The sequence below is a fragment of the Erythrobacter sp. genome, from assembly GCF_030066995.1.
GTDB lineage: Bacteria > Pseudomonadota > Alphaproteobacteria > Sphingomonadales > Sphingomonadaceae > Erythrobacter.
Genome location: NZ_JASJAP010000002.1, coordinates 317,539 through 339,016 on the forward strand (window position 1 = coordinate 317,539; position 21,478 = coordinate 339,016).

Annotated in this window: 20 protein-coding genes; all 20 read left to right on the forward strand. The window is 63.7% G+C overall.

Features of this window, described 5'->3' with window-relative positions; translation table 11 throughout:
• Positions 1 to 24: 24 nt before the first annotated feature.
• On the forward strand, positions 25 to 1,035 hold the full coding sequence (locus tag QNI87_RS07710; protein ID WP_300595596.1) for a zinc-binding alcohol dehydrogenase: 1,011 nt from the start codon (positions 25 to 27) through the stop codon (positions 1,033 to 1,035).
• Positions 1,032 to 2,144: a Gfo/Idh/MocA family oxidoreductase gene (locus QNI87_RS07715; RefSeq protein WP_300595597.1), complete on the forward strand. Its 1,113-nt coding sequence runs from the start codon at positions 1,032 to 1,034 to the stop codon at positions 2,142 to 2,144. Before QNI87_RS07710 ends, QNI87_RS07715 begins: the two co-directional genes overlap by 4 nt.
• A complete protein-coding gene (locus QNI87_RS07720; protein WP_300595598.1) occupies positions 2,141 to 3,532 on the forward strand; it encodes a hypothetical protein in 1,392 nt (463 codons plus the stop codon). Before QNI87_RS07715 ends, QNI87_RS07720 begins: the two co-directional genes overlap by 4 nt.
• A gap of 11 nt (positions 3,533 to 3,543) precedes the next feature.
• On the forward strand, positions 3,544 to 4,110 hold the full coding sequence (locus tag QNI87_RS07725) for a hypothetical protein (protein WP_300595599.1): 567 nt from the start codon (positions 3,544 to 3,546) through the stop codon (positions 4,108 to 4,110).
• An 8-nt stretch (positions 4,111 to 4,118) separates the two neighbouring features.
• The gene (locus QNI87_RS07730; RefSeq protein ID WP_300595600.1) at positions 4,119 to 4,991 is read left to right on the forward strand and encodes a hypothetical protein; all 873 of its coding nucleotides are present in this window, start codon (positions 4,119 to 4,121) and stop codon (positions 4,989 to 4,991) included.
• A gap of 24 nt (positions 4,992 to 5,015) precedes the next feature.
• The gene (locus QNI87_RS07735; RefSeq protein WP_300595601.1) at positions 5,016 to 6,266 is read left to right on the forward strand and encodes a hypothetical protein; all 1,251 of its coding nucleotides are present in this window, start codon (positions 5,016 to 5,018) and stop codon (positions 6,264 to 6,266) included.
• 53 nt (positions 6,267 to 6,319) lie between these two features.
• Complete coding sequence (locus tag QNI87_RS07740; RefSeq protein ID WP_300595602.1) at positions 6,320 to 6,916, forward strand: acyltransferase; 597 nt, start codon at positions 6,320 to 6,322, stop codon at positions 6,914 to 6,916.
• Positions 6,913 to 8,214 carry an O-antigen ligase family protein gene (locus QNI87_RS07745; protein ID WP_300595603.1) on the forward strand — a complete coding sequence of 434 codons (1,302 nt, stop codon included), beginning with the start codon at positions 6,913 to 6,915 and terminating at the stop codon, positions 8,212 to 8,214. Before QNI87_RS07740 ends, QNI87_RS07745 begins: the two co-directional genes overlap by 4 nt.
• Before the next feature lie 25 nt (positions 8,215 to 8,239).
• Complete coding sequence (locus tag QNI87_RS07750) at positions 8,240 to 9,205, forward strand: hypothetical protein (protein ID WP_300595604.1); 966 nt, start codon at positions 8,240 to 8,242, stop codon at positions 9,203 to 9,205.
• Positions 9,202 to 9,672: a DapH/DapD/GlmU-related protein gene (locus tag QNI87_RS07755; RefSeq protein ID WP_300595605.1), complete on the forward strand. Its 471-nt coding sequence runs from the start codon at positions 9,202 to 9,204 to the stop codon at positions 9,670 to 9,672. Before QNI87_RS07750 ends, QNI87_RS07755 begins: the two co-directional genes overlap by 4 nt.
• Before the next feature lie 152 nt (positions 9,673 to 9,824).
• Entirely contained in the window at positions 9,825 to 10,808 is a 984-nt protein-coding gene (locus QNI87_RS07760; RefSeq protein WP_300595606.1) for an NAD-dependent epimerase/dehydratase family protein, read from the forward strand.
• 139 nt (positions 10,809 to 10,947) lie between these two features.
• Positions 10,948 to 11,679, forward strand: a complete 732-nt coding sequence (locus tag QNI87_RS07765) for an FkbM family methyltransferase (RefSeq protein WP_300595607.1) — start codon at positions 10,948 to 10,950, stop codon at positions 11,677 to 11,679.
• Entirely contained in the window at positions 11,672 to 12,466 is a 795-nt protein-coding gene (locus tag QNI87_RS07770) for a WecB/TagA/CpsF family glycosyltransferase (protein WP_300595608.1), read from the forward strand. Before QNI87_RS07765 ends, QNI87_RS07770 begins: the two co-directional genes overlap by 8 nt.
• Positions 12,459 to 13,544, forward strand: a complete 1,086-nt coding sequence (locus QNI87_RS07775; protein ID WP_300595609.1) for a Gfo/Idh/MocA family oxidoreductase — start codon at positions 12,459 to 12,461, stop codon at positions 13,542 to 13,544. Before QNI87_RS07770 ends, QNI87_RS07775 begins: the two co-directional genes overlap by 8 nt.
• A complete protein-coding gene (locus QNI87_RS07780; protein WP_300595610.1) occupies positions 13,541 to 14,491 on the forward strand; it encodes a hypothetical protein in 951 nt (316 codons plus the stop codon). Before QNI87_RS07775 ends, QNI87_RS07780 begins: the two co-directional genes overlap by 4 nt.
• The gene (locus tag QNI87_RS07785; protein WP_300595611.1) at positions 14,488 to 15,618 is read left to right on the forward strand and encodes an NAD-dependent epimerase/dehydratase family protein; all 1,131 of its coding nucleotides are present in this window, start codon (positions 14,488 to 14,490) and stop codon (positions 15,616 to 15,618) included. The genes QNI87_RS07780 and QNI87_RS07785 overlap by 4 nt, the downstream gene beginning before the upstream one ends.
• Positions 15,615 to 17,099 (forward strand): O-antigen ligase family protein, encoded by a 1,485-nt coding sequence (locus tag QNI87_RS07790; RefSeq protein ID WP_300595612.1) that lies wholly within the window; start codon positions 15,615 to 15,617, stop codon positions 17,097 to 17,099. The genes QNI87_RS07785 and QNI87_RS07790 overlap by 4 nt, the downstream gene beginning before the upstream one ends.
• 58 nt (positions 17,100 to 17,157) lie before the next feature.
• The gene (locus QNI87_RS07795) at positions 17,158 to 17,901 is read left to right on the forward strand and encodes a polysaccharide biosynthesis/export family protein (RefSeq protein WP_300595613.1); all 744 of its coding nucleotides are present in this window, start codon (positions 17,158 to 17,160) and stop codon (positions 17,899 to 17,901) included.
• 19 nt (positions 17,902 to 17,920) lie between these two features.
• Entirely contained in the window at positions 17,921 to 20,170 is a 2,250-nt protein-coding gene (locus QNI87_RS07800) for a polysaccharide biosynthesis tyrosine autokinase (protein WP_300595614.1), read from the forward strand.
• 27 nt (positions 20,171 to 20,197) lie between these two features.
• Entirely contained in the window at positions 20,198 to 21,478 is a 1,281-nt protein-coding gene (locus QNI87_RS07805) for a hypothetical protein (protein ID WP_300595615.1), read from the forward strand.

The window sequence follows — 21,478 nt, forward strand, 5'->3', positions numbered from 1 at the left end:
CGGTCACGGTAAGGAGAGGCGCGTTTGACGTCGATTGCATCGCGAACGGCATGGCTTGAGGGTCCGGGAGACCTGGTCTGGCGCGATGAGCCACTGGCGGCTCCAGGGCCGGGCGACGTGCTGTGCGAAACTCTCATCACCGCCATCTCTCCGGGCACCGAGCTCGCCGCCTGGCGCGGAGCGCCGCCCCTGCGCCCCGGCAATCCTTTCCCCCGCGTTCAGGGCTACTGCAATGTCGCCAAGGTGCTCGAAGTGGGCAGCGGTGTGGAAGGCCTTGCGCCCGGCGACCGGGTTCTAACCCTCCAATCGCATCGCAGCCATTTCGTGTGTCCGGCCTCCGATGTCTATGTGAAGCTCACTTACGCGATGGGGGCCAAGGACATCGCGACGGCCTATCTCTTCCACCTTGGCTACAACGCCGTGCTGCGCAGTGATGTGCGCGCGGGCAGCCGGGTGTGCGTGATCGGGCTGGGCGCGCTGGGTCTGACTTCGGTGGCGATGGCGAAGCAAGCGGGGGCAGAGGTTTATGCGGTTTCGGACCATGACCATCCGCGCTACCTCGCTGAAGAGGAATATGGCGCGCGCGGCGCCTTTGCCCGCGCGGAACTGGAAACTTTGCGCGGCGAGATGGAAGCCGGCGCGCACGCGGTTCTGCTGACCACCAACAGCTGGGCCAATTACCGCCTCGCTCTCGACATCGCAGCCCCCAACGCGGTGATCGCCTGTTTGGGTTTTCCGGGCCGGGAAGCGCCTCCGGGAGACTTCAACCCGCTCTCCGCCGAACCGTTCTACACCAAGCAATTGCGGATCGAGGCGGTCGGGATGTCGCCGCTCGAGAATGACAACCGCGGCTTCACCCCGTTCAACCTGCGCGACAATCTCAATTACATCGCAAGGGGGATGGAGCGCGGATTGCCGAACGCGCAGCCCATCATCTCGGGCGTCTACCCCGCCGCTCACCTTGAACGCGCCTATCGCGATCTCGACGCGCGCAAGGACAACGCGGTCACCTTTCTGCTGGACTGGACGCCATGACAGCGACGTTTGCCGCAGGCGTGATCGGCTGCGGGCGGATGGGCGCCTTCCCCTCGCCCAGCGTGCGCGAATACGGGCCCGCCTGCTTCCTGCCGAGCGCGCACGCCGAAGCCATGCAAATGGCCGATGGGGTTGACCTGGTGGCGCTCTGCGACCCCGACGCCGAGCGACTGGCGCGCGCGGGCGAACACTATGGGGCCCAGCGCCGGTATAAAGACGCTCGCGCCCTTCTCGAAGCTGGCGCGCCCGACGTTCTGGGCGTTGCGACCCGAACCCTTGGGCGCGCGGATATCATCCTCGACGCCATCGCCTCCGGCACACGCGCATTGCATGTCGAGAAACCGCTGTGCAATTCGATGGCGGAGCTTGAGCGGCTTGGGCCGGTGCTGGAGCGAGAGGATGTGTTCGTCACCTTGGGCGCGGTGCGCCGGCACTTTGCGGTCTACCAACACGCCCTCGCACAAGCGCAGTCTGGCCAGTATGGTCGCCTGCTCTTCGCCCACGCGGAATTCGGCGCGCGCACGCTCTATTGGTCGCACCCGCACTCGGTCGATCTGCTGCTCTTTGCCGGAGGCGGCGCGCGCGTCGAGGCGGTGCAGGCGCGGCTCGGTTCCGTCGAACGCGAAGGCTCGACGATCACCAACGACCCGCTCGTGCTCGAGGCCAGCGTCTGGTTCGACACCGGTTTCTCAGGCCATATCACGCGCATGCCGGGAACGGACTGGCGGCTGGCGTGCGAGACCTCCCAGCTCGCCGTGGTGGCCAATGGCTCGTCGATCTGGCGATCCGGTCGCCCCAAAATCGCCGACGATCGCTCATCGACGAATCCAGCGGGCGCCAATCCCTATCACGAGCCGGAACGCCTTGATTTTGCTCCCCCCGCAAAGCCCGAGGGCGCGCTGGCGCCGATCCGGCAGCTGATTGCCTGCCTTCGCGGCGACGCGCAGGCCATCGCCGCCAACGCCGCCGTCAAGCGCGACATCGTGACGGGGCAGCGCGTTCTGTTTGCGATGGTTCAGTCGCATCTCGAAGGCGGCCGCCCGGTCGCGCTGGACGATGTGGACCGCGCGCTCGCGATCGAAGGCCGAACCGGCGGAGCGCCCGCGTGAGCGGCCCGCCCAAGATCCTGTTTTTCGCGCGCGGATTTCAGGCGGGCTTCTACCCAGAGCTTCGCCCGGAGCCGGGGGACGATCGCTTCGAGCCGGTCTATGTCACGCTGACCCGCGAGGAGGCGGCGCAGGTGCGCGCCAAGGGTTGTGAGGTCGCCGCCTGTTTCGAAGCGGATTTCGACGCGATTCCCCCCGCCGAAGTGCCGGACAACTATCTGCTGACTTCGCTGATGTCCGAGCGTTTCCTTGGCCGCTACTCCCATGAAGAGCGGCTGGTGATCCTTGGCAAGGAAATCGCCTTCTGGCGTGCGCTCCTCGATAAGCATCAGCCCGTCGCGGTGTGCAACGAATTGATCGCGATCGAGATTTCCGAGGTTCTCCTGATCGAAGCCCGGGCGCGCTCGATCGCCTATCTCGCGCCGATGTATTGCTTGATCGAGGGGTTATTCTACTGGCTTCCCGATCCGCTGACTTTGTCGGGCCAATCGCTCGATCTGCCCGAGCCCTCCGAGGCCTCGCTCGCGCTCGCCGACGCCTATCTCGCCGAGGTGCGCAAGAGCGATTACAAGCCCTATTACGTGCGCAACCTTGCCAGCCGGCGCGCGCTCAAGCCGCTCGCCACGGGGCTTGCCAAATCGGCACTGTGGCGCTGGCGCGATCAGCGGTCACGCGACGCGACAAAGCCCGGCGCCTTTCGCTACGAGACCTATTCTGAGGAATATGGCAAGCGCGGCCAGGTGTTTGCGGCGAGTTTTCGGCAGAGCTACGACGCGCTGGGCGACATTCCCGAAACCCATGAAATCGTGCTCTACCCCCTGCATCAGGAGCCCGAAGCCACGCTCAACTATATGAGCGAATTCTTCTCCAGTCAGGTCGCGACGATCGAGAACATCCTCAAATGCCTCACCGCGCATCAGCGCCTGGTGGTGAAGGAGCACCCGGTCGACAAGGGCGCGCTCTTGCGGCCCAAGTTTCGCGCGTTGAGAGAGCGGTATTCGAACCTCGCCTTCCTGCCCGCCGAAGTGCCTGCGCGCGAGATTCTGGAGCGGTGCGAGCGGGTGGTGACGCTCACCAGCAGCGTGGGCTGGGAGGCCGCGGTGCTGGGCAAGAGCGTGTGCGTCATGGGTGAAATCTATTGGGACAGCGTGCCGGGCGTCCGACGCGTATCGAACTGGCCAGAGCTGCGAGACGCCATGCGCACGCCGGTCGATCGGATGGAGCGCGTGACGCCCGAGGGCGCGCGCCATTTCGTCGCCGCGCTGGCCCAGTTCAGCCATAAGGGACGCCCGCTGCCCAACCCAAAGCTCTACGATCCCGATAACATCGCCGATGTGCGCGAAGCGATCCTGAAGGGCGCTGGAATTGCCCGGCCTGCTGGCGAGCGCTAAGTCTGGAACGGATGAAGCGGTTTCTTCTCAAACTCTGGATGATCGAATCCAATATCCGCGCGAGCATCCGGGTATCGACCTGGCTGCACACGCGCGTGCCGCTGCTCGGGCGCTATCTGTCCATGCTGGTCGACCGCTCGCTTCTCTGGCGCTTTGGTGTCGATGTGACGAGTCACCGGGTGCGGGTCGCCAATCTGCAAATCTCGCACCCCTCCGGCGTCTTGCTTGGGGGCAACGGGATCGTTTCGGACGGGCGGGTCGCGGTCAATTCCGGAGTGAAGTTCGTCGGCCCGGCTCCCGATGATCCCGGTTACCTCGCGCGCCACGCCTCCGGCGATGTGTTCCGGCTGGGCGACAACGTCGTGATCGGCGCGAATTCGGTCTTGGTCGGGCCGCTCGATATCTGCGATAACGTGGTGATCGGCGCGATGAGCCTCGTGAACCGTTCCATTACCGAGCCGGGCACCTATGTAGGCGTCCCGGCCAAACGGATCCGCGACGAGGCGCCCGAGGATGTCTGGGTCTCACGCGGCGGCGCGCAGGCTCCCGAACGCTTGCGCCTGAAAGAGTTGGAGTAGTCCTGACAATGGCAAGCGCTGTTCTACGCGAGACTTACAGCTTCCTGCGCTGGCGGCTCGTTCCGTTACGCGCGCTGGGCAAGCTGAAGAACCAGCTGTTCGGTCACGACGCGCCCGGTTTTCGCGAGGAGACCGTCGGCATGAGCGCGGCGCGCCTCGCTGAAATCGAAACCATGGGCTGGACAAACGCGTCCTCGCCAAGCGCGCCCCTGCTCCGCGAAATCATCGAGGTGTACACGCCGCGCGCTGACGCGGTGGTCCCCAATGACCAGGGCCATCCGTTTGAGAACATCGTGCAGCCGGAGGATTTTGACGCGCGCAACCCGGTGTTCCGTTTGGCGTTCTCACCGGAGATACTTGACGCGGCCAACGCCTATTTCGGCGGGGCCTTCTCGATGGCCAGCATCCAGGTGATGCGCAGCTTCCCGACGTTTGGAGCCTTGCGCGAAAGCCAGCAATGGCACCGCGATTACGGCGATGAAAAATCGCTGCATTTCATCATGTACTTGAATGACGTGACGGAGGAGAAGCACGGGCCGTTTGCCTTCTTGAACAAGCCGCTGTCGCAGCGCGTCAAGCGCTCACCGATCATCCGCCGCCTCAGCGACGAGCAAATCGCCGCCGAAGTTGGGACGGACGAATACGAGACGTTTTACGGGCGCGCGGGCGATGCCATCTGGGTCGATCCCGCCGCGTGCTATCACTACGGCAGCCGCTGCCGCGTGCCGCGCACCGCGGTGTTCATCACCTTCAACACCCACGTGCCCTACACCGAAATGATGGAGCCGCTGGGCCGCCACCGCGCCCGCGCCGCGCGCGAAGCCAGGAAGGTCCGGCCCGATCTTGCGCCCGACTATATCGACCGGGTTCTGCAAGTCTGACGAAATCGCCATGAATTCGCGGCCATGAATTCGCGGGGGGCTTTTGTGGCCGTCGGGCTGGCGGTGAACCTGCTGGTTCTGGCGCGCGGGGTGATCCTGATGCTCGCGCTCGGATACGCGGACCTCGGGCTTGTTGCGCTGGTGCAGGCGGCGGTCACTTTCACCGGGCTGCTGCACTTCGGCTTGCTCAACGGAGGGTACCGGCTCTTGTGCCATGCGGGCGCGCGCACGCAGCAGCGGATCATCGATCTGGCCTACACCGCGTTTGCCGGTATCGCCGCGGGCGTCTCTTTGGCCGCGCTGGGCCTCGCTTTGACGCTGGAGGACGCGGTCTTGCGAGCGGTCGCCGGGCTGGCCGCGATTGGCGGAGTTGCCACGCTGCTACGCGCATGGATCATGAACGAGCTGGTGGCGCGCCAGCGCCTGAGGGCGGCCAACCGGATCAACGCGGTGTCGATCGCCGCCTCACTCGCCGTGCTCGCGCTCCTGCTCCCTGGCGCCTCACCGCTCGCCCCCGCGCTGATCGCGGTCGGCGCGATTGTCGTCCAGCCGGTGCTCTTCGCTGCGCTCGCGCTCGCTACCGGTGCGGCCATGCGCCCACGCTCCCTGCGCGCGCCGAGGCGACTGGCCCGAATCATCTTCAAAGCGGGCTTCGTGCTGTTCCTGACCGGTCTGGCCATCCAGTTCATGACGCTGGTCGAGCGGGCCTATGTGAGCGGCGAGCTGGGGCTTGAACCGCTCGGTCGGCTCTATCTGTCGTTTCTCTTCCTGACGCTGTTCCAGATGGTCCCCAATCTGGTGCAGCAGGTCTTCCTGCCCGCTATGGTTCGCCACTGGAAGGCAAGGGACGCCAGCGCGGTCTCGCGCGAACTGCGCGCGCTCCTTGGGCTCACAGCTGCCTATTGCCTTGCCGCAGCGCTCGCCTTGTGGATCGCGGCTGAACCTCTGCTTACGATCATCCTGCCGGACTATGTCCCTGATCTGCGATGGGTCTACATCCTTACGCCCGGCCTCATCGCCTTTGCGCTCTCGGGCCCCTTCGCGCTGACCTTCAACGTCGTGATCGACTACCGCTGGTATCTGATCGCCTATGGAGCCGGTGTGGCCGTGACACTCGCAGCGTTTGGCGCAGCGCTGGCTATGGTCTCGCCCCTCAACCTTGACCAGGTCATTGCTCTGCGCAGCGGGGTCTATGCGCTGATGGCTGCGCTGCTGGTGCTTGGATGGTGGCGCTTGAGCGCGCGGTCGCCCGAGTTTCGCCTGCTCCCCAGCTAGCGCCTGCGCCTGCGGCTTGCTGGTCTTCGCGCACCGGTGTAGCGGCCTCAACCATGCTCCATTTTCGCATCCGCGACGCGTTCTCGATCCTGCTTTACCGGCTGTTATCCGGGTTCTTCGGATCGATGGGGAAGGGCGTCAGGATTGTGCGACCGCTCAGGATCTATGGCGCGCGCTACTGCCATTTCGACGACGAGGCCGTGCTGCAATACGGCGCCTATCTCGCCGTGCTCAAGGAGCATGAAGAACCACCCGTCTTCAAGGTCGGGGCGCGCACCATGATCGGCAACCACGCGCATATCGTCGCAACGCGGAGGGTCGAATTCGGGAGCAACGTGCTGACCGCGGATCGCCTGTTCGTCGCCGATAACCGCCACACCTTCGAAGACCGGCACACGCCGGTGCGCGATCAGGGCCTCACTCAGCTGGCCGAGGTTCACATCGGCGATGGAAGCTGGATTGGCGAGAACGTCTGCATTTCGGGCGCGAGCGTCGGCGCGCATTGCGTGATCGCGGCCAACAGCGTGGTGACGCGAGACATACCCGATGGCTGCGTTGCAGCGGGAGCGCCCGCGCGCATCGTCAAGCGCTATTGCGAGAGCCGCGAAGGCTGGTATCGCACGGACGCGCAAGGAAACTTCAGCGAATGAACGCCGCCAATCCTCCGCTCGACCCCGCGCCCCGGCCTGACGCGCTGCCGGTAGTGAAGCGGCGCGCGGGCGAAATCACCAATCCGAAGACGCGCCTTCGCTTGCGGCAGATTGCGCTGCTGGCCGGAATGCTGATGTCCGGCGGGCTCCTGCTCATCCCGCGTGAGCCCGTGCTGGTGATCGTGGTGGCGACGTGCTTCCTGCTCAAGAACCCGCTGCGGCTTTTCAGCTCGGAATTCGCGCTTATCTGGCTGACCCTGTTCGCCGTTGCCGGCGTCGTTCTGATCGGAGGCGACAGCTTCCAGCTCATTCCGATGGTGATCCGCTACGCGAACTTTTTCGCCGGCCTGACCCTGCTGCTGGTCTACATCGATGAGCGCCGCTCGACGCTTGCAAACGACCTTTACCCGATCCTCAAGCTGATGGCGTTCCAGGCGGCGCTGACGCCCGTCATGTTCATCCTGTTCTCGGGCTATTTCTTCACCTTCCGCGTGTTCGACACCGAATACACAACCCTCTACGGGATTTTCACGTTTCACGAGTTTCAGGACTTTGGATCGGTCTTCAAACGGCCCGACGGCTTTTTCTTCGAGCCCGGCGTCTTCCAGATCTACCTCAACATATTCCTGTTCATCTGCCTGTTCGTGCGGCGGCAGAACCCGTTCGATATCGCGCTTGCGACCGCGGCGGTCGTCGCGACGCAATCGACCACCGGCGTGGTTATCCTCATCCTGCAATTTGCCGTTGCCTATATCGTGTGGCTGCGCACCGCCGATCGCTCGAAGAAGCTGGGCGTGTTCGTCTTCGTTCCGATCATGCTGCTGCCGCTTGCAGCCTACATGGCCTACAACGTGACCGAGAAGTTCTACGGGGCCTTGAGCGGTTCGGCGGAGGCGCGCGAATACGATCTGCGCACCGGGATCAGCGTCGCGCTGGAGCAGCCCTTTACCGGCATCGGCTTCGACTATGAGAAGTATTTCGATGTCGCCAGCCGGGTGGGCTATCGCGAGGCGGAATTGAGCCGCGAGAACATCACCGAGCGCGGCAACACCAACGGCATCGTCGTCCTGTTCTACAGCCTCGGGTTCCCGCTAGCGATCCTGTTCCTGTTGGGCCTGTTCCGCCAGCGCCTTTTCCGACCAGGCTTGCTCATGGCGATGGTCGCCGCCTTGTCGCTGATCTCGGAATCGCTTTCCTTCACGCCGATTTTCCTGATGCTCACGTTCAGCGGCCTCCTGATCCAGCCGAAGCGCGTGAAGAAGCTGGCGGGCGGCGCTCGCGCCCCATCGCGCGCGTGAGTGGACGCTCGGCGAGACGGCACCCTTGGCGCGTATCCTGTTCATCGGCATCGATTTCTACGATTACGCCGCGCGCATCAGCGCCGCGTTCGAGCGGTTGGGGCACACGGTTGATTTTTACGCCATCGAGGATCGCGGCTTCGCTTCGAAAAGCGCCAAGAAACTCGCCTTTAGCGCCTATGAAAAACGCCGCGCGGCCTATCATTCCCGCCTGATCGAGAAAAGCGGCGGGCGCTCCTATGACGTGGTCCTGTTCATCCAGGTTCATCAGATGCGTCACGCCGCGCTCGAACGCCTGCGCGCCCTGCACCCGGATGCGCGTTTCGTGCTCTACAACTGGGATTCGCTCACCACGCACGATTTTCGCCCCTGGATGCGCCACTTCGACCATGTCGCGACCTTCGATCCGGACGACGCGCGCGCGATCGGCATCGCTTACCTCCCGCTGTTTGCGATCCCGCGCTTTTTCGACATCGATCCGGCGCGGCCTATCGAGCAGGATCTCTATTTCGTCGGGGCCATCGGTTCGATGAACCGGTTCGATGCCCTCGCGCGCCTGCACGGCTTTTGCGAAGGGGCCGGGCTGACGACGAAGCTACATCTTGTGTGCAGCCCCGTGGTGCGCCTCCAGCTTTGGCGGGCGGGCAAATCCCTGCCCGGCGTGACCGGGCGAAGCCTCGACTTCGAGGGCGTCGTCGCGATGCTCGAAGGCAGCCGGGCGACGTTCGACTTCGCCAATCACAGGCAGTCGGGCTACACCATGCGGCTGATCGAGAATATGTGCGCGGGCCGCAAGATCATCACCGAAAACCCGCGCATTCTGGACGAGCCGTTTTACCGGGAGGATCGTTTCTTGTTGGTCGATGGCCACGATTTCAGCGCCATCCCCGAATTTCTGGCGACGCCGATCACCTCGAAACTGGATGTGGAGGCCTTTCACGTCGATAACTGGGCGCGCCGCCTGATCGCAGACAGACAGGACGCTCGATGAACGAGGACAGCATGCCCCCTTTCCCATCAGAGCCCACCACCGGGCTTCGTCAAAGCGTCGCGAGGCTCGTGCAGCGCGCGCGCTGGTACCGCTACAAGCTGAGCGGCTACGACATTCATCCCACATGCGAGATCGAGCGCGGCCTCAATCTCGACCGTTACTTCCCGCAAGGCATCCACGTGGGAGCCCACACCATACTGACGAGCCGCGTCACAATCCTCAGCCACAAGCTGATCCCGCGCAAGAGCCTGGGCCGCTATGACGGCGAGAAGGTGCACACCTATATCGGCGAATGGTGCGTGATCGGAATTGGCGCGGTGGTGATGGGCGGCGTGCGCATCGGCGATGAATGCGTCATCGGTTCGGGCGCAGTGGTGACGCGCGATGTACCCTCAGGCTCAATCGTGGCGGGCAATCCGGCGCGTGTGGTGCGCGAGGGGATAACTATGGAGGGTTTGCGCCTTTAGTGGGCGAGGACCTTGCGAAAGCGCGGTGACAAGGAATTGCGGCGGCACGATGCCCGGTCTAGGGCGATGCTCTACTGTTTACGCAAAACTACGAATCCGGCCGCCGCTCTTCGGCGAGCGAGGCGACCGGTGTTTTCAGAGGTAGAGGAATAATGCAAAAGACGGCTCTGGTGTGCGGTGCTGGTGGGTTCATCGGCGGGCATCTGGTCAAGCGTCTGAAGGCCGAGGGGTTCTGGGTCCGAGGCGTCGATCTCAAGTTCAACGAACACGCCGAAACACAGGCGGATGACTTCGTGATTGGCGATCTGCGCGACCAGCGCCTCGTGCGCGAGGTGATCGACCGCCGTTTCGACGAGGTGTACCAGCTCGCCGCCGATATGGGCGGGGCCGGCTATATCTTCACGGGCGAGAACGACGCCGACATCATGCACAATTCGGCGACGATCAACCTCAACGTGCTCGACGCCTGCCACAAGCGCAACATCAAGCGGGTGTTCTATTCGAGCTCGGCCTGCATGTATCCCGAGCACAACCAGCTTGACCCGGACAACCCCAATTGCGCCGAGGACAGCGCCTATCCGGCCAATCCCGACAGCGAATACGGATGGGAGAAGCTGTTCTCCGAGCGGCTCTACCTCGCCTACAATCGCAATCACGGCATGGAGTGCCGGGTCGCGCGCTATCACAATATTTTCGGTCCCGAGGGCACCTGGACAGGGGGCAAGGAAAAAGCGCCCGCAGCGATGTGCCGCAAGGTCGCCGAAGCCGCCGATGGGGGATCGATCGAGGTGTGGGGCGACGGCAAGCAGACCCGCAGTTTCCTCTATATCGACGAATGCCTTGAAGGAACGATCCGCCTGCTTCGTTCGGATTTCGAAGGGCCGGTCAATATCGGCTCGGACGAGATGATCGCAATCAACGGCCTGGCCAAGATGGCGATCGACATTTCGGGCAAGAGCGTCGCGATCAAGAACATTCCCGGCCCGCTTGGCGTGCGGGGACGCAATTCGGACAATCGCCTGATCCGGCAGCGTCTGGGCTGGGCGCCGTCCGAGACACTGCGGGACGGGATGGAAAAGACCTACGCCTGGATTGCGGGCGAGGTGATGCGCGATCACAATCGCCGCGCGGCCTGATCGGACCGCAGGGAGACAGCGCGCCGCGTTGTCAGGCGGACCGCAGGGGTGTAGGCGGTTTGCGAGAGGCGCGCAGCCGGAAAAGCCCGATCCCGTCTAGCAAGGACAACCCCGCCGAAGGCAGGCAAAGAACGGACAGATGAGCGCGAGAAAGCAACTCCTTCGAACGGTCAACAAGGTGATCGCGCCCACCGGAGCGCAGCTTTACCGCGCCGGCGCCGACATGGAGTACGCGCTCGGTTGGCTGGCGCGGCGCGACCATGGGATAGCCAGCGTTCTCGACCTGGGGGCGGCGCAGGGCAATTGGAGCCGGATGGCGCTGGACCTGTTTCCGCAAGCGCGTGTGGTTGGCGTCGATCCGCTTGAAGAGCGCGTGCCCCATCTGGCCAGGCTGAAAGCGGAAAATCCGCGCTTCGACTTCGTCTCGGCGGTAGCCGGAAGCGAGGATGGCGGCACGGTGGAGCTGGCGGTGACCGAGGATCTGGATGGCTCCAGCGTCAACGGTACAGAGGGGGTCGTGCGCCGCGTCCCGGTTCATTCGCTAGACGCCATCGCCGAGATGAAGGGGCTAACCGGCCCTTATTTCCTGAAATTCGACACGCACGGCTTTGAAAAGCCGATTCTCGAAAGCGCCGAGCGCGTCCTTGAGGAGACGCGCTTTATCGTTATGGAAGCCTACAATTTTCGCCACACCCCCCAAACGCTCCTTTTTCACGAAATGATCGCCTATCTGGAACAACGAGGCTTTCGCGTGAGTCATCTTGTCGATGTGCTCAACCGGCCGAGCGACGGAGCGCTGTGGCAGGTTGACCTCATGTTTGCGCGCGCCGAGGACCCCATCTTCGAAAGCAACGCCTTCCGCAATGGCTGAAGCCGATCCCCTTCCACTCAGCCCGGTTGTCCCGGACCACGCCGCGCCTGAGCAATGCGTCGAGGCGATGGGCTACTGCGTCTACAACGAAGACCTGGCGCGCATCCCGCTGCAAAGGCCATGTTCGACAATCCAGACCATAAGCCCGATCAGCTATGGCAACGCGACGCGCGACCCGCTCTACGCGCAAGCAATGCAGAAGGCCGATTACCTTTGCCTTGATGGCGTGTATTTCGGCCTGTCCTCGCTCCTGCTGAAGGGCGAGACGATGAAGCCCAATCAGGGTCCGGACATCTTCTACCACTTCATGGCGCGATTGCAGGCCAAGAAGGGGCGCGTCTTCTTCCTCGGAGCCTCTCGCGAGACGCTCGAGAAGATGGAAGAGCGAACGCAGCGCGATTACCCGGACGTCAGCGTGGGCAGCTTCTCCCCGCCGTTCAAGCCGGAGTTTTCCGACGAAGACAACGAAGAGATGATCGCCGCGGTGAACGCGTTTCGGCCCGATGTCGTGTTCCTGGGCATGACCGCTCCCAAGCAGGAAAAGTGGGGCTATCTCCACCGCGACCGGCTCGACGCTTCGCTCGTCGCAGCCGTCGGCGGCGTGTTCGACTGGTACGCGGGCAACCGCCCGGAAATCGCCGAGTTCTGGTGGAAGATCTACTTGGCCTGGCTGATCCGCACGATCGACCGGCCCGAACTTCTGAAGCGTTACCCGCAAATCGGCCTGTTCTTCTGGCATCTCGCGCTCGCGAGGTTGGGCATCAAGAGGTATCCGACAAGTGTCTGAGCCGTTGAAACTCGCGATTATCGGCGCTGGCCGGATGGGTATCACCCATTATTCGATCGCCAACGCGCACAGCCACGCGGCGATCGCCGCCGTCGCCGATCCCTCGCTCCTGATCACCACGATGCTTGGCAAATACGCGAAGATTGCAACGTACAAGGATTACAAGGGCCTGTTGAAGAACGAGGCGCTTGACGGTGTGCTTGTCTGCACGCCGCCTGCTTTCAATCCGGAGATACTCCAAGCGGTTCTGGAGCGGCGCATCGCTACATTTTGTGAGAAGCCATACGTGCTCGACGCTGCGGCGGGCGCGCGGTTCGCGAAAGAATTCGACGCGGCAGGCATCGTCAACCAGGTCGGCTATGTGAACCGCTGGAACGACATGTTCACCAAGGCCAAGGCGCTGGTGGATGACGGCTTGCTGGGCGCGCCCTTGCGTTTTCGCAGCGAAATGTTCTCACCCACGATAATCCGCGATGCCGGAGAAGCGGGCTGGCGCGCCGCCCATGCCAATGGCGGCGGCGCGGTATTCGAGATGGCGAGCCACGCGATAGACCTCATCGCCTATTTCTTCGGAGCGCCCAGCCGCGTGGGCGGCACCAGCCTGTCCAAGGTCTATTCCAAGCAGGTCGAAGACATCGTCTCCACCAGCCTGTTTTACGACACGGGCGCTCACGCAGGGCTGAGCGGCACGATGTACGTGAACTGGTCCGATGCGAGCTTTCGCAAACCGACCAACAAGTTCGAAGTGTTCGGGCAGGCGGGCAAGCTGCTCGTCGATCAGCACGGGATGAAGGTCCATCTCGCCCAGCCCAGCGAGCGCCATGGCCTCAAGGAAGGCTGGAACCAGTTCTACATTACCGATGTCGCGAGCAACGTACCCTTCTATGTGCGCGGGATCGAATACACTGCGCAGCTCTATGACTTCATCGACGCGGTTCGCGCGCAAAAGGCGGGGCGCACCAAGCCGGTGCGTTGCACCTTTGCGGACGCCGCGGCCAATCTGAAGGTGATCGAGCAGCTTTTTGCCGATGACGCGGCGCAGCGCACGAAGGGCCGAGATCAGGGGGTGGCCGCATGAGCGCTTACGCCCATCCCATCGACCGGCCCATCGACCGGCCCATCGACCGGCCCATCGACCGGATCGTGTTTGGCGACAACCAGTTCTTCGGCATCAACCATATGAGCCAGGACAAGGCGCAGGAACGCGCCGAGCGCTTCGCGAGCCTTGATAACGTGATGGCGGTTTACGATCACGCGATCGAGGCCGGGATCGAGGCGATCATGCTCAACAGCAACGATCGCGCGCGCTCGATCTGCGATGCGTTCCGCGCCGATCCCGCCCGATACGGTCATCTCAGATGGTATCCCTCCATCCCCTACCCCCACAAATACGCCGCCATGGTCAACGACAAGGGTATGGTCGGCGCCGTTCAGGAGATCCTCTTCAACAAGGGCGCCAAATCGGCGCTTGGCAAAATGGTGCGCGGCGCAAGCGCGGTGGCGACGCTCGACGCGGTCAAGCTCATGAAGATGCTGATCGATGAGGAAATGGCGATTTACGACGGGCTCGATGTGCGCTGCGTCTTCCTGCAGAATATCATCACCGATCTGATGCTCGGCTATGACGTGCCCGACCCGTTCGTCGCCTATTGCGAGTATATCCGCGAACGTTACGGCGCCTGGCCGGGCCTGATCACGCAAAACCTGCCGTTCCTGCGCGCCAAACTGCGCGAATGGGGCGTCGAGGGCGTGGTTATCTGCGCGTCGATAAACAAGATCGGCTATCTCATGAGCCCGGGCGTGGCCGAGTATGAGGCCGACCTTGCCGCCAACGATGGCGCGGCATACCCGGTGATGGCGATGAGCACGCTCGCAAGCGGCGCGGTGCCGCCGGTCGAGGCCTACGATTACATCAACCGCCTCAACATCCAGTCGATCGTCTTTGGCGCCTCTTCGCCCGGCAATATCCGGCAGACGGTCTCCTTGATCAACGCCGCGCCAAAGGCTCAGGAGGCCGCCGAGTGAACGTCCTGATTACCGGGGGAGCGGGGTTTATCGGCTCGCGACTGGCGATGCGGCTTGCCAATGCAGGGCACGCAGTGACGGTCCTCGACAGTTTTCTGGAACAGGTTCACGGGCCCGGTGTAGAGGAAGGCGAAGGCTATCGCGCGCTGGCGGAGGCCGCGAGGATACGCCGCGGCGACGTCACCGATCGCGCGGCGCTGGAAGGCGCGCTTGAGGGGATCGAGGCGGTCGTCCACCTCGCTGCGGAAACCGGCACCGGACAGTCCATGTACGCGATCCAGCGCTACAACGCGGTCAATATCGGGGGGACGGCGCTGCTGCTCGATATCCTGGCCAACACCTCGCACACGGTGCGCCGGGTGGTGGTCGCCTCGTCGCGCTCGATCTATGGGGAAGGCCGCTACCGCGCGCCGGATGGCGCCTATGTCTATCCCCCGCACCGCGCCGCTGCCGACATGGAGCGAGGCGACTTCGCGGTAAAGCATCCGGGCGTTAACGGCGAGCTTGAGCTTGTCGCGACCGATGAGGAATCGAAGCTTCACCCGTCGAGCGTCTATGGCATCACCAAGCAGGTGCAGGAGCAGTTGGTGATGACGGTATGCCCCTCGATCGGCGCCGACGGCGTGGCCCTGCGCTATCAGAACGTGTACGGGCCGGGGCAATCGCTTTCGAACCCATACACCGGGATTCTCTCGATTTTTTCGAATCTTATCATGCAGGGCCGCGGCCTCAACATCTTCGAAGACGGGAAAGAGAGCCGCGATTTCGTTTATGTGGACGACGTGGTGGAAGCCACCGCGCTCGCGCTTGTCCATACCGACGCGGCCGGACAGGTCTTCAATGTGGGCAGCGGCGTCCCGGTCTCCGTGATCGACGTCGCGCGGACCCTCGCGCGCCTGTTCGACGCCGATATTCCGATCGAGGTAACCGGCCAATTCCGCCTTGGCGATATCCGCCACAATTACGCCGATATGGCGCGGATCAAACAAAGGCTTGGCTTTGAGCCCGAATGGAGCTTTGAACGCGGGATCGCCGAACTGGTAGTCTGGGCCAGGGCAACCGGGCCCCAATACAGCGCCTATGAGGAAAGCCTGTCCGAAATGCGTGAAAAGGGACTGCTGAAGTGAAACCGGCCGGCAACCTTGTCGCGCAAGGAGTGTGGGCCCGCTCGCGCGCGCCGTTTGCTGCGGCGGGTGCGCTGCTTCTGGCGGTCTTCGTGCTGGGCGGAAGCTCCAAGGATTATGTGCCGGGCTTGCTTGTGATCCGCCCGCTGGCAGTGCTCACGCTCGCGGTTGGCCTTTACAGCTTTACGCGCGAGGACTGGCAGCGCTTCAAGCTTCCGCTCGCTTTCATGGCGGCGACGCTTGGCCTGATCGCGCTGCATCTTGTTCCACTGCCTCCTGCGCTCTGGATGGCGCTTCCCGGGCGCGAACTCGCGGTCGCGGCGGGGGAGGCAGCCGGGATCGAGCAGCCATGGCGCCCCATCACGCTGGTCCCCTATCGCGGCTGGAACGCCTTCTACGCCACGCTGGTGCCTGCGGCGGTGCTGGTCTGCGCGGTGCAGCTCGAACGAGATCAGCATCGCGCGCTGGCGCTCCTCATACTGGGCGGCGCTCTGCTCAGCGCGGTTTGGGGAGCGGTGCAGTCCGTCAGCGGGTACGCGCCGTGGACCTTTTTCTACGGCCTGCCTAGGGTGGAAGTGCCCAACGGCCTGTTCGCCAACCGCAACCATCTGGCCGCTTTCCTGGTCGCCAGTCTGCCCTTGTTTGCCCTGATCGCCTCGCGCGCCAAGGGACCGCGCGCAACGATCTGGATCACGGGTTGCGTGGCGCTCGCCGCGTTCGCGGTGATGATCGCCCTGACGACAGGATCGCGCGCCGGGATGGCGCTCACCGTGTTGGGGCTCGCGGCCAGCTATCTGGTCTGGCGCTCGCGTCCAAGCCACACGATTGCGCGGCGGCGCACGACCAAGAACCAGGCGTGGATGCCTTACGCCTTTGGCGCTTTCGGATTGACGACCCTGGTGCTCTTTGCCCTGTTGATCACACAAACAACCGGGTTTGAGCGTCTATTGAGCGCTGGTTCGGGCGAGGTTGAAGAATACCGCTTCATCGTATGGCGCACGATCATCCGGTTTGCGCCGGACTATCTGCCCATGGGTTCGGGCATCGGGTCGTTCATTGAGATCTTCAAGGTCCACGAACCCGACGAAATGCTGGGACAATCCTATTGGAACCACGCGCATAACGATTGGCTGGAATGGGCGATGGAGGGCGGTATTCCGGCGATTGCGCTGATGGTCATCGCCGTCTTCGCCTGGGCCGCGCGGGCGCTCGCGCTGGTGCAAAACAGCCATCTTGGACGCGTTGAGACGCAGCTGGGGCTGGCGGGCGCTATCATCTTGTTTATCCTTGGCGCATGGAGCCTTGTCGATTATCCGATGCGCACGCCGGCGCTGGCCAGCCTCGCCGCCTTGTGCGCGGTGTGGATGGCCTCACCCGCAGCGGTTTCCCGGTTTGCGGAAAAAGCGCCAGGCCAGGCGCCGGACAGCGAGGTAAACCGGGGCTTTGCAAGACCCGACGGAGGGCCGGAGGGCGCGACACGGTGAAAAAGGACGAGCACAAGAGCGCGGCCGGATTCGGCCAGACACAACAGGAAGGGCAAAAATGAGAACAAAAGCACACACGCGCGCACCAAAAGCGCTCTTTCTCGCCGGGGCTGCGCTAAGCGCTCTTACGCTCAGCGCCTGCGCCAGCACATCCCAAATCGGAGGCGCGCCGGGTCTCGAAGTGCGCCAGGGCGACCTTCCCCCGCCGACAGCGGCGGATCTTTACGCAACCGCCGATTTCGTGGGCGTGCGACCGTTCGACATACTCATCGTCGATGTCTTCGGTGTCGCGGAACTCAGCCAGCGCAAGGTGCGGGTCGACGCCAGCGGCGAAATCGCGTTTCCTCTGGTCGGCAACATGCAGGTCGCCGGAATGACCACCTCACAGATCTCGGCCATGCTTCAGGAGAAGCTCAAGGGCGAGTTCGTGCGCGAGCCGTATGTCACGACCAATCTTGAATCGAGTGAGAATTCGACCTTCACGGTGTACGGTCAGGTCCGGCAGCCGGGCGTCTTCCCGATCGTGGGCGAAGGCACCCTCTTGAAAGCGGTGGCGACCGCGCGCGGGCTGGCGGAATACGGCAACTCGAAAGAGGTGGTGGTTTTCCGAACCGTTGGCGGAGAGAAGCTTGCGACCCTCTACAATCTCGAGGCCATCAGCCGCGGAGCCTATAACGACCCGCGGATCTATCCCAACGACACCATCGTGGTGGGCGATTCCAAGGCGCGGCGACTGTTCGATGACGTTGTTGGCGTCGCAACGATCCTCGTAACCCCGCTAACCCTCGTCCTCACGCAATAAGGCGAAGGCTCGATCTGACATGAACTTCACCCCACCTGTCCCCCCCGGCAAGCCCGAAGACGACAGGATCTTCGCCAGCGACAACCCGGCGATGAGTGTCCCGGGACATCGTCCGTCGGGACTGTATGGAGGCCAGGAAACCCCGCTGGTGCGCGAGTATCTGGGGATCCTTGACCGGCGCAAATGGGTCATTCTCGCGATCCTGGCGCTGTCCGTGCTTGGCGGCCTTGCGGTGACGCTGTTGATGACGCCGCAATACACCGCGTCCGCGCGGATCGAGATCAGCCGTCAGGAACAACAGATCACCAACGTTGAAGGACTGGAGAAGTCCGACCGCACCTTCGACCAGGAATTCTACGATACCCAGTACGAGCTGCTGCGCGCGCGCAGCGTGGCGGAACGCGTGGCCCGCCAGCGGCGGCTTGCCAACAATTTCGCGTTCTTCGAGGCCCATGGCATCGATCCGGCCAGCACGCCGTGGCTTGGCGACCCCAACGCCCCCACGGATCGCGACACGCTGGAGACCCGGCGCAAGGTTGCTGTGGGCCTGCTGCTCGGCCATATCGGCATATCGCCCATCCCCCGTTCGGCACTGGTGGACATCACCTACACCAGCGCCAACCCGACCCTATCGGCCAACATCGCGACCGAATGGGCAGAGCAGTTCATGGCGGACAGCACCGACCGCCGGTTCGACTCCACCGCCGACGCTCGCCAGCTGCTTGAGCGACGCCTCGCCGAGCTGCGCCAGCGCGTGGAAGAATCGCAGACCCAGTTGGTAAACTACGCCAATGAAAAGGGCATTGTCGTCCTTGAGAGCCGGCAAAGCGATGGGCGCACCACGGGCGCGCAGACGCTGGCGCAGTTGGATCTCCAGGCGATGAACGAGGCTCTGCTGCTGGCGACGAAGGAACGCGTAGAGCTTCAGGCGCGGGCGAACGCGGCGGCCGATATCAACGCTGATCTTGTGTCCAATTCCACCATCAACTCGCTGCGCCGCGAACGCTCGGCGCGTCAGGCGGAATACGCCCGGCTGATGGTGCAGTTCGAGCCGGGCTACCCCGCCGCCCGCGCGCTGGAAGTGCAAATCGAAGAGCTCACCAAGGCGATCGAGCGAGAGGAAAGCCGCGTGCAGGTGAGCACCGAGACCGACTATCGCGCTGCGCTCGCGCGAGAGCAGGATCTGCGCAACAAGGTCGCCGCGCTGACGGCGAATCTGAACCTCCAGGAACGCGACCGGATCCAGTACAACATCTACCAGAACGAGGTGGACACCAACCGAGAACTCTATGACGGGCTGTTGCAGCGCTATAAGGAGATCGGCGTGGCGGGCGTGGCCGCCAACAACATCTCGCTGGTTGACCCCGCGCAGGTTCCTGGCGGGCCGTCTTCGCCCAATCTTCCGCTCAACCTGATCGTGGCCCTGTTCGGCGGGCTCGCGCTGGCTGGCGCGGTGGTTTTCGCGCTTGAGCAGTTCGAAGAGGGGATCCGCGACCCGGCCCAGGTCTCGCAGCTCACCGGCCTTCCGCTTCTCGGTGTCATCCCGATCACCGACAGCGACGATGAGGTGCTGGAGGAAATGCGGGATCCCAAGTCGGACATTGCCGAGGCTTATCTCACCGTTCGCTCCAACCTCGCGCTGGCGACGAGCAGCGGTATCCCGCGCACGCTGATGGTCACCAGCACGCGGCCAGCCGAGGGCAAGTCGACCTCGGGCCTTGCCATCGCGTCGGTTCTTGCGCGCACAGGTCGACGGGTTCTTATGGTGGACGCCGACATGCGCAGCCCTTCGGCGCACACTTTCCTTGAAATGGAGAACACCGAAGGCTTCTCAAGCGCGCTGTCCGGCCATCGCAACCCGCTCGAGCTGGTGCACGAAACCGCCTATCCGAACCTCTCGTTGATGTCCGCCGGGCGCACCCCGCCTAGCGCCGCCGAACTGCTGAGCGGCGATGGGCCGCGCGATGTGCTGGGCGCTCTTTCGGCCCATTTCGACCATGTCGTCGTGGACGCTCCACCGCTTTTGGGGCTTGCGGACGCGCCGCTCATCGCCAACGCGGTGGACGGCGTCGTGTTTGTCATCGAAGCGCGCGGGGTCGCGGCGCGCGGAATTAACGCATCGCTCGACCGCTTGCGGGCAAGCCGGGCCCCGCTGGTCGGCGCAATCTTCACCAAGTTCGAGGGCCAGGGGCTTGAAGGCTATGGCTATGGCTATGGATACGGTTATGGCTATGGCTCCGAGGATCGCGCCGGCTCGGCTGCCGGCTGATCCGGGCGAGGCGGGAAGTTTGATGTAATGGCGCGCAAACGCCTCAAGCGATCGCACAGCGACAAGGCAGCGGGCTGGTCGTTCCGGCCCTCGCGGCGATCGCTGGTGTTCGCGCTGGTCGCCGTCCTCGGCGCGGTCGTGGCGCTTGCGAACACGGCGGTCAACGTGCTGCACGCGCGCGCGCCCGATCTCGCGCTGGCCATCGACCGGAACGATCCGGTCGCCCTCATTCGCAGCGCCCAGCTCAAACGCGCGGCAGGAGATCCAGCGGCGCGCAGCAACCAAGCAGTGCTGAGCGTGGTGCAGCGCTCGGTCCGACGGCTGCCGATCAACGGCCCCGCCTTCCGCCTCTACGGCCTGAGCAGCGCGACCAATTCGGATCTCGAAGCCATGCGCCGGCAAATGCGCTTGTCGGACCGGATGGAGCGCCGCGATGTGGCGACGCAGCTCTGGCTGATCGAAAACGCGGTCGAACAGAACGACGTCAGCCGCACGCTGCGCCACTACGACACGGCGCTGCGTATCGAGGAATCGAGCCGCGCGCTGCTCTATCCGGTGCTCACCGACGCGATGGACAGCGCGCTCATTCGCGAGCGGTTCCAACCATATCTCAAGGCCAACCCGCCCTGGCTGGAGAGCTTTCTGCGCTTCGCGGTCTCGAAGACCGAGACCCCGGTGTCGCTCGCCGAACTCGCTCGCCTCAACGAAGGCTGGCCGGAGGGCAACGCCTTTTCATCGCTCGACACCGAATTGCTCGCCCGCCTGTTCGCCAACGAAGACTACACCCAAGCCGCCGATCATTTTCGTCGCATCAAAGCTGTCGATCGCTCGATCCTGACCAGCCTGCGCCTGACCGACGCTTCGACCAATTGGCAACGCGCCCCGATTGCTTGGCAGCCCTTCAAGATCGACGGGATCGAAACCTATATTCTTGCAAGCGCTGAGGGCGCAGGGGCGGTTGAGATCGAGGCTGACGTGGAAGCCGGGTACAAGGGGCCGGTAGCGCGCAAATTCCTCGCGCTTGAGCCGGGCCGCTATCGCCTCTCCTCCGCGATGCGCTCTGAGAATTTCAGTCGGAGCGACACAGCGCGCTGGGTTCTCAGCTGCGCTGGAGCGGGCACCAACCTGCCGCTGGTGAGAGAGGATGTGGAATTGCGGCAGACCATGATGCTGGAGGCCGATTTTGCCGTCCCGGACGATTGTCCGATCCAGTCGCTGCTTGTCTCGACCAATACTCTGGTCGGGACGGGCTATGTAAAGGTCATCCTCGCCTCAGCGACGCTCGAAGCGCAGCCTTCGACCCGGTAG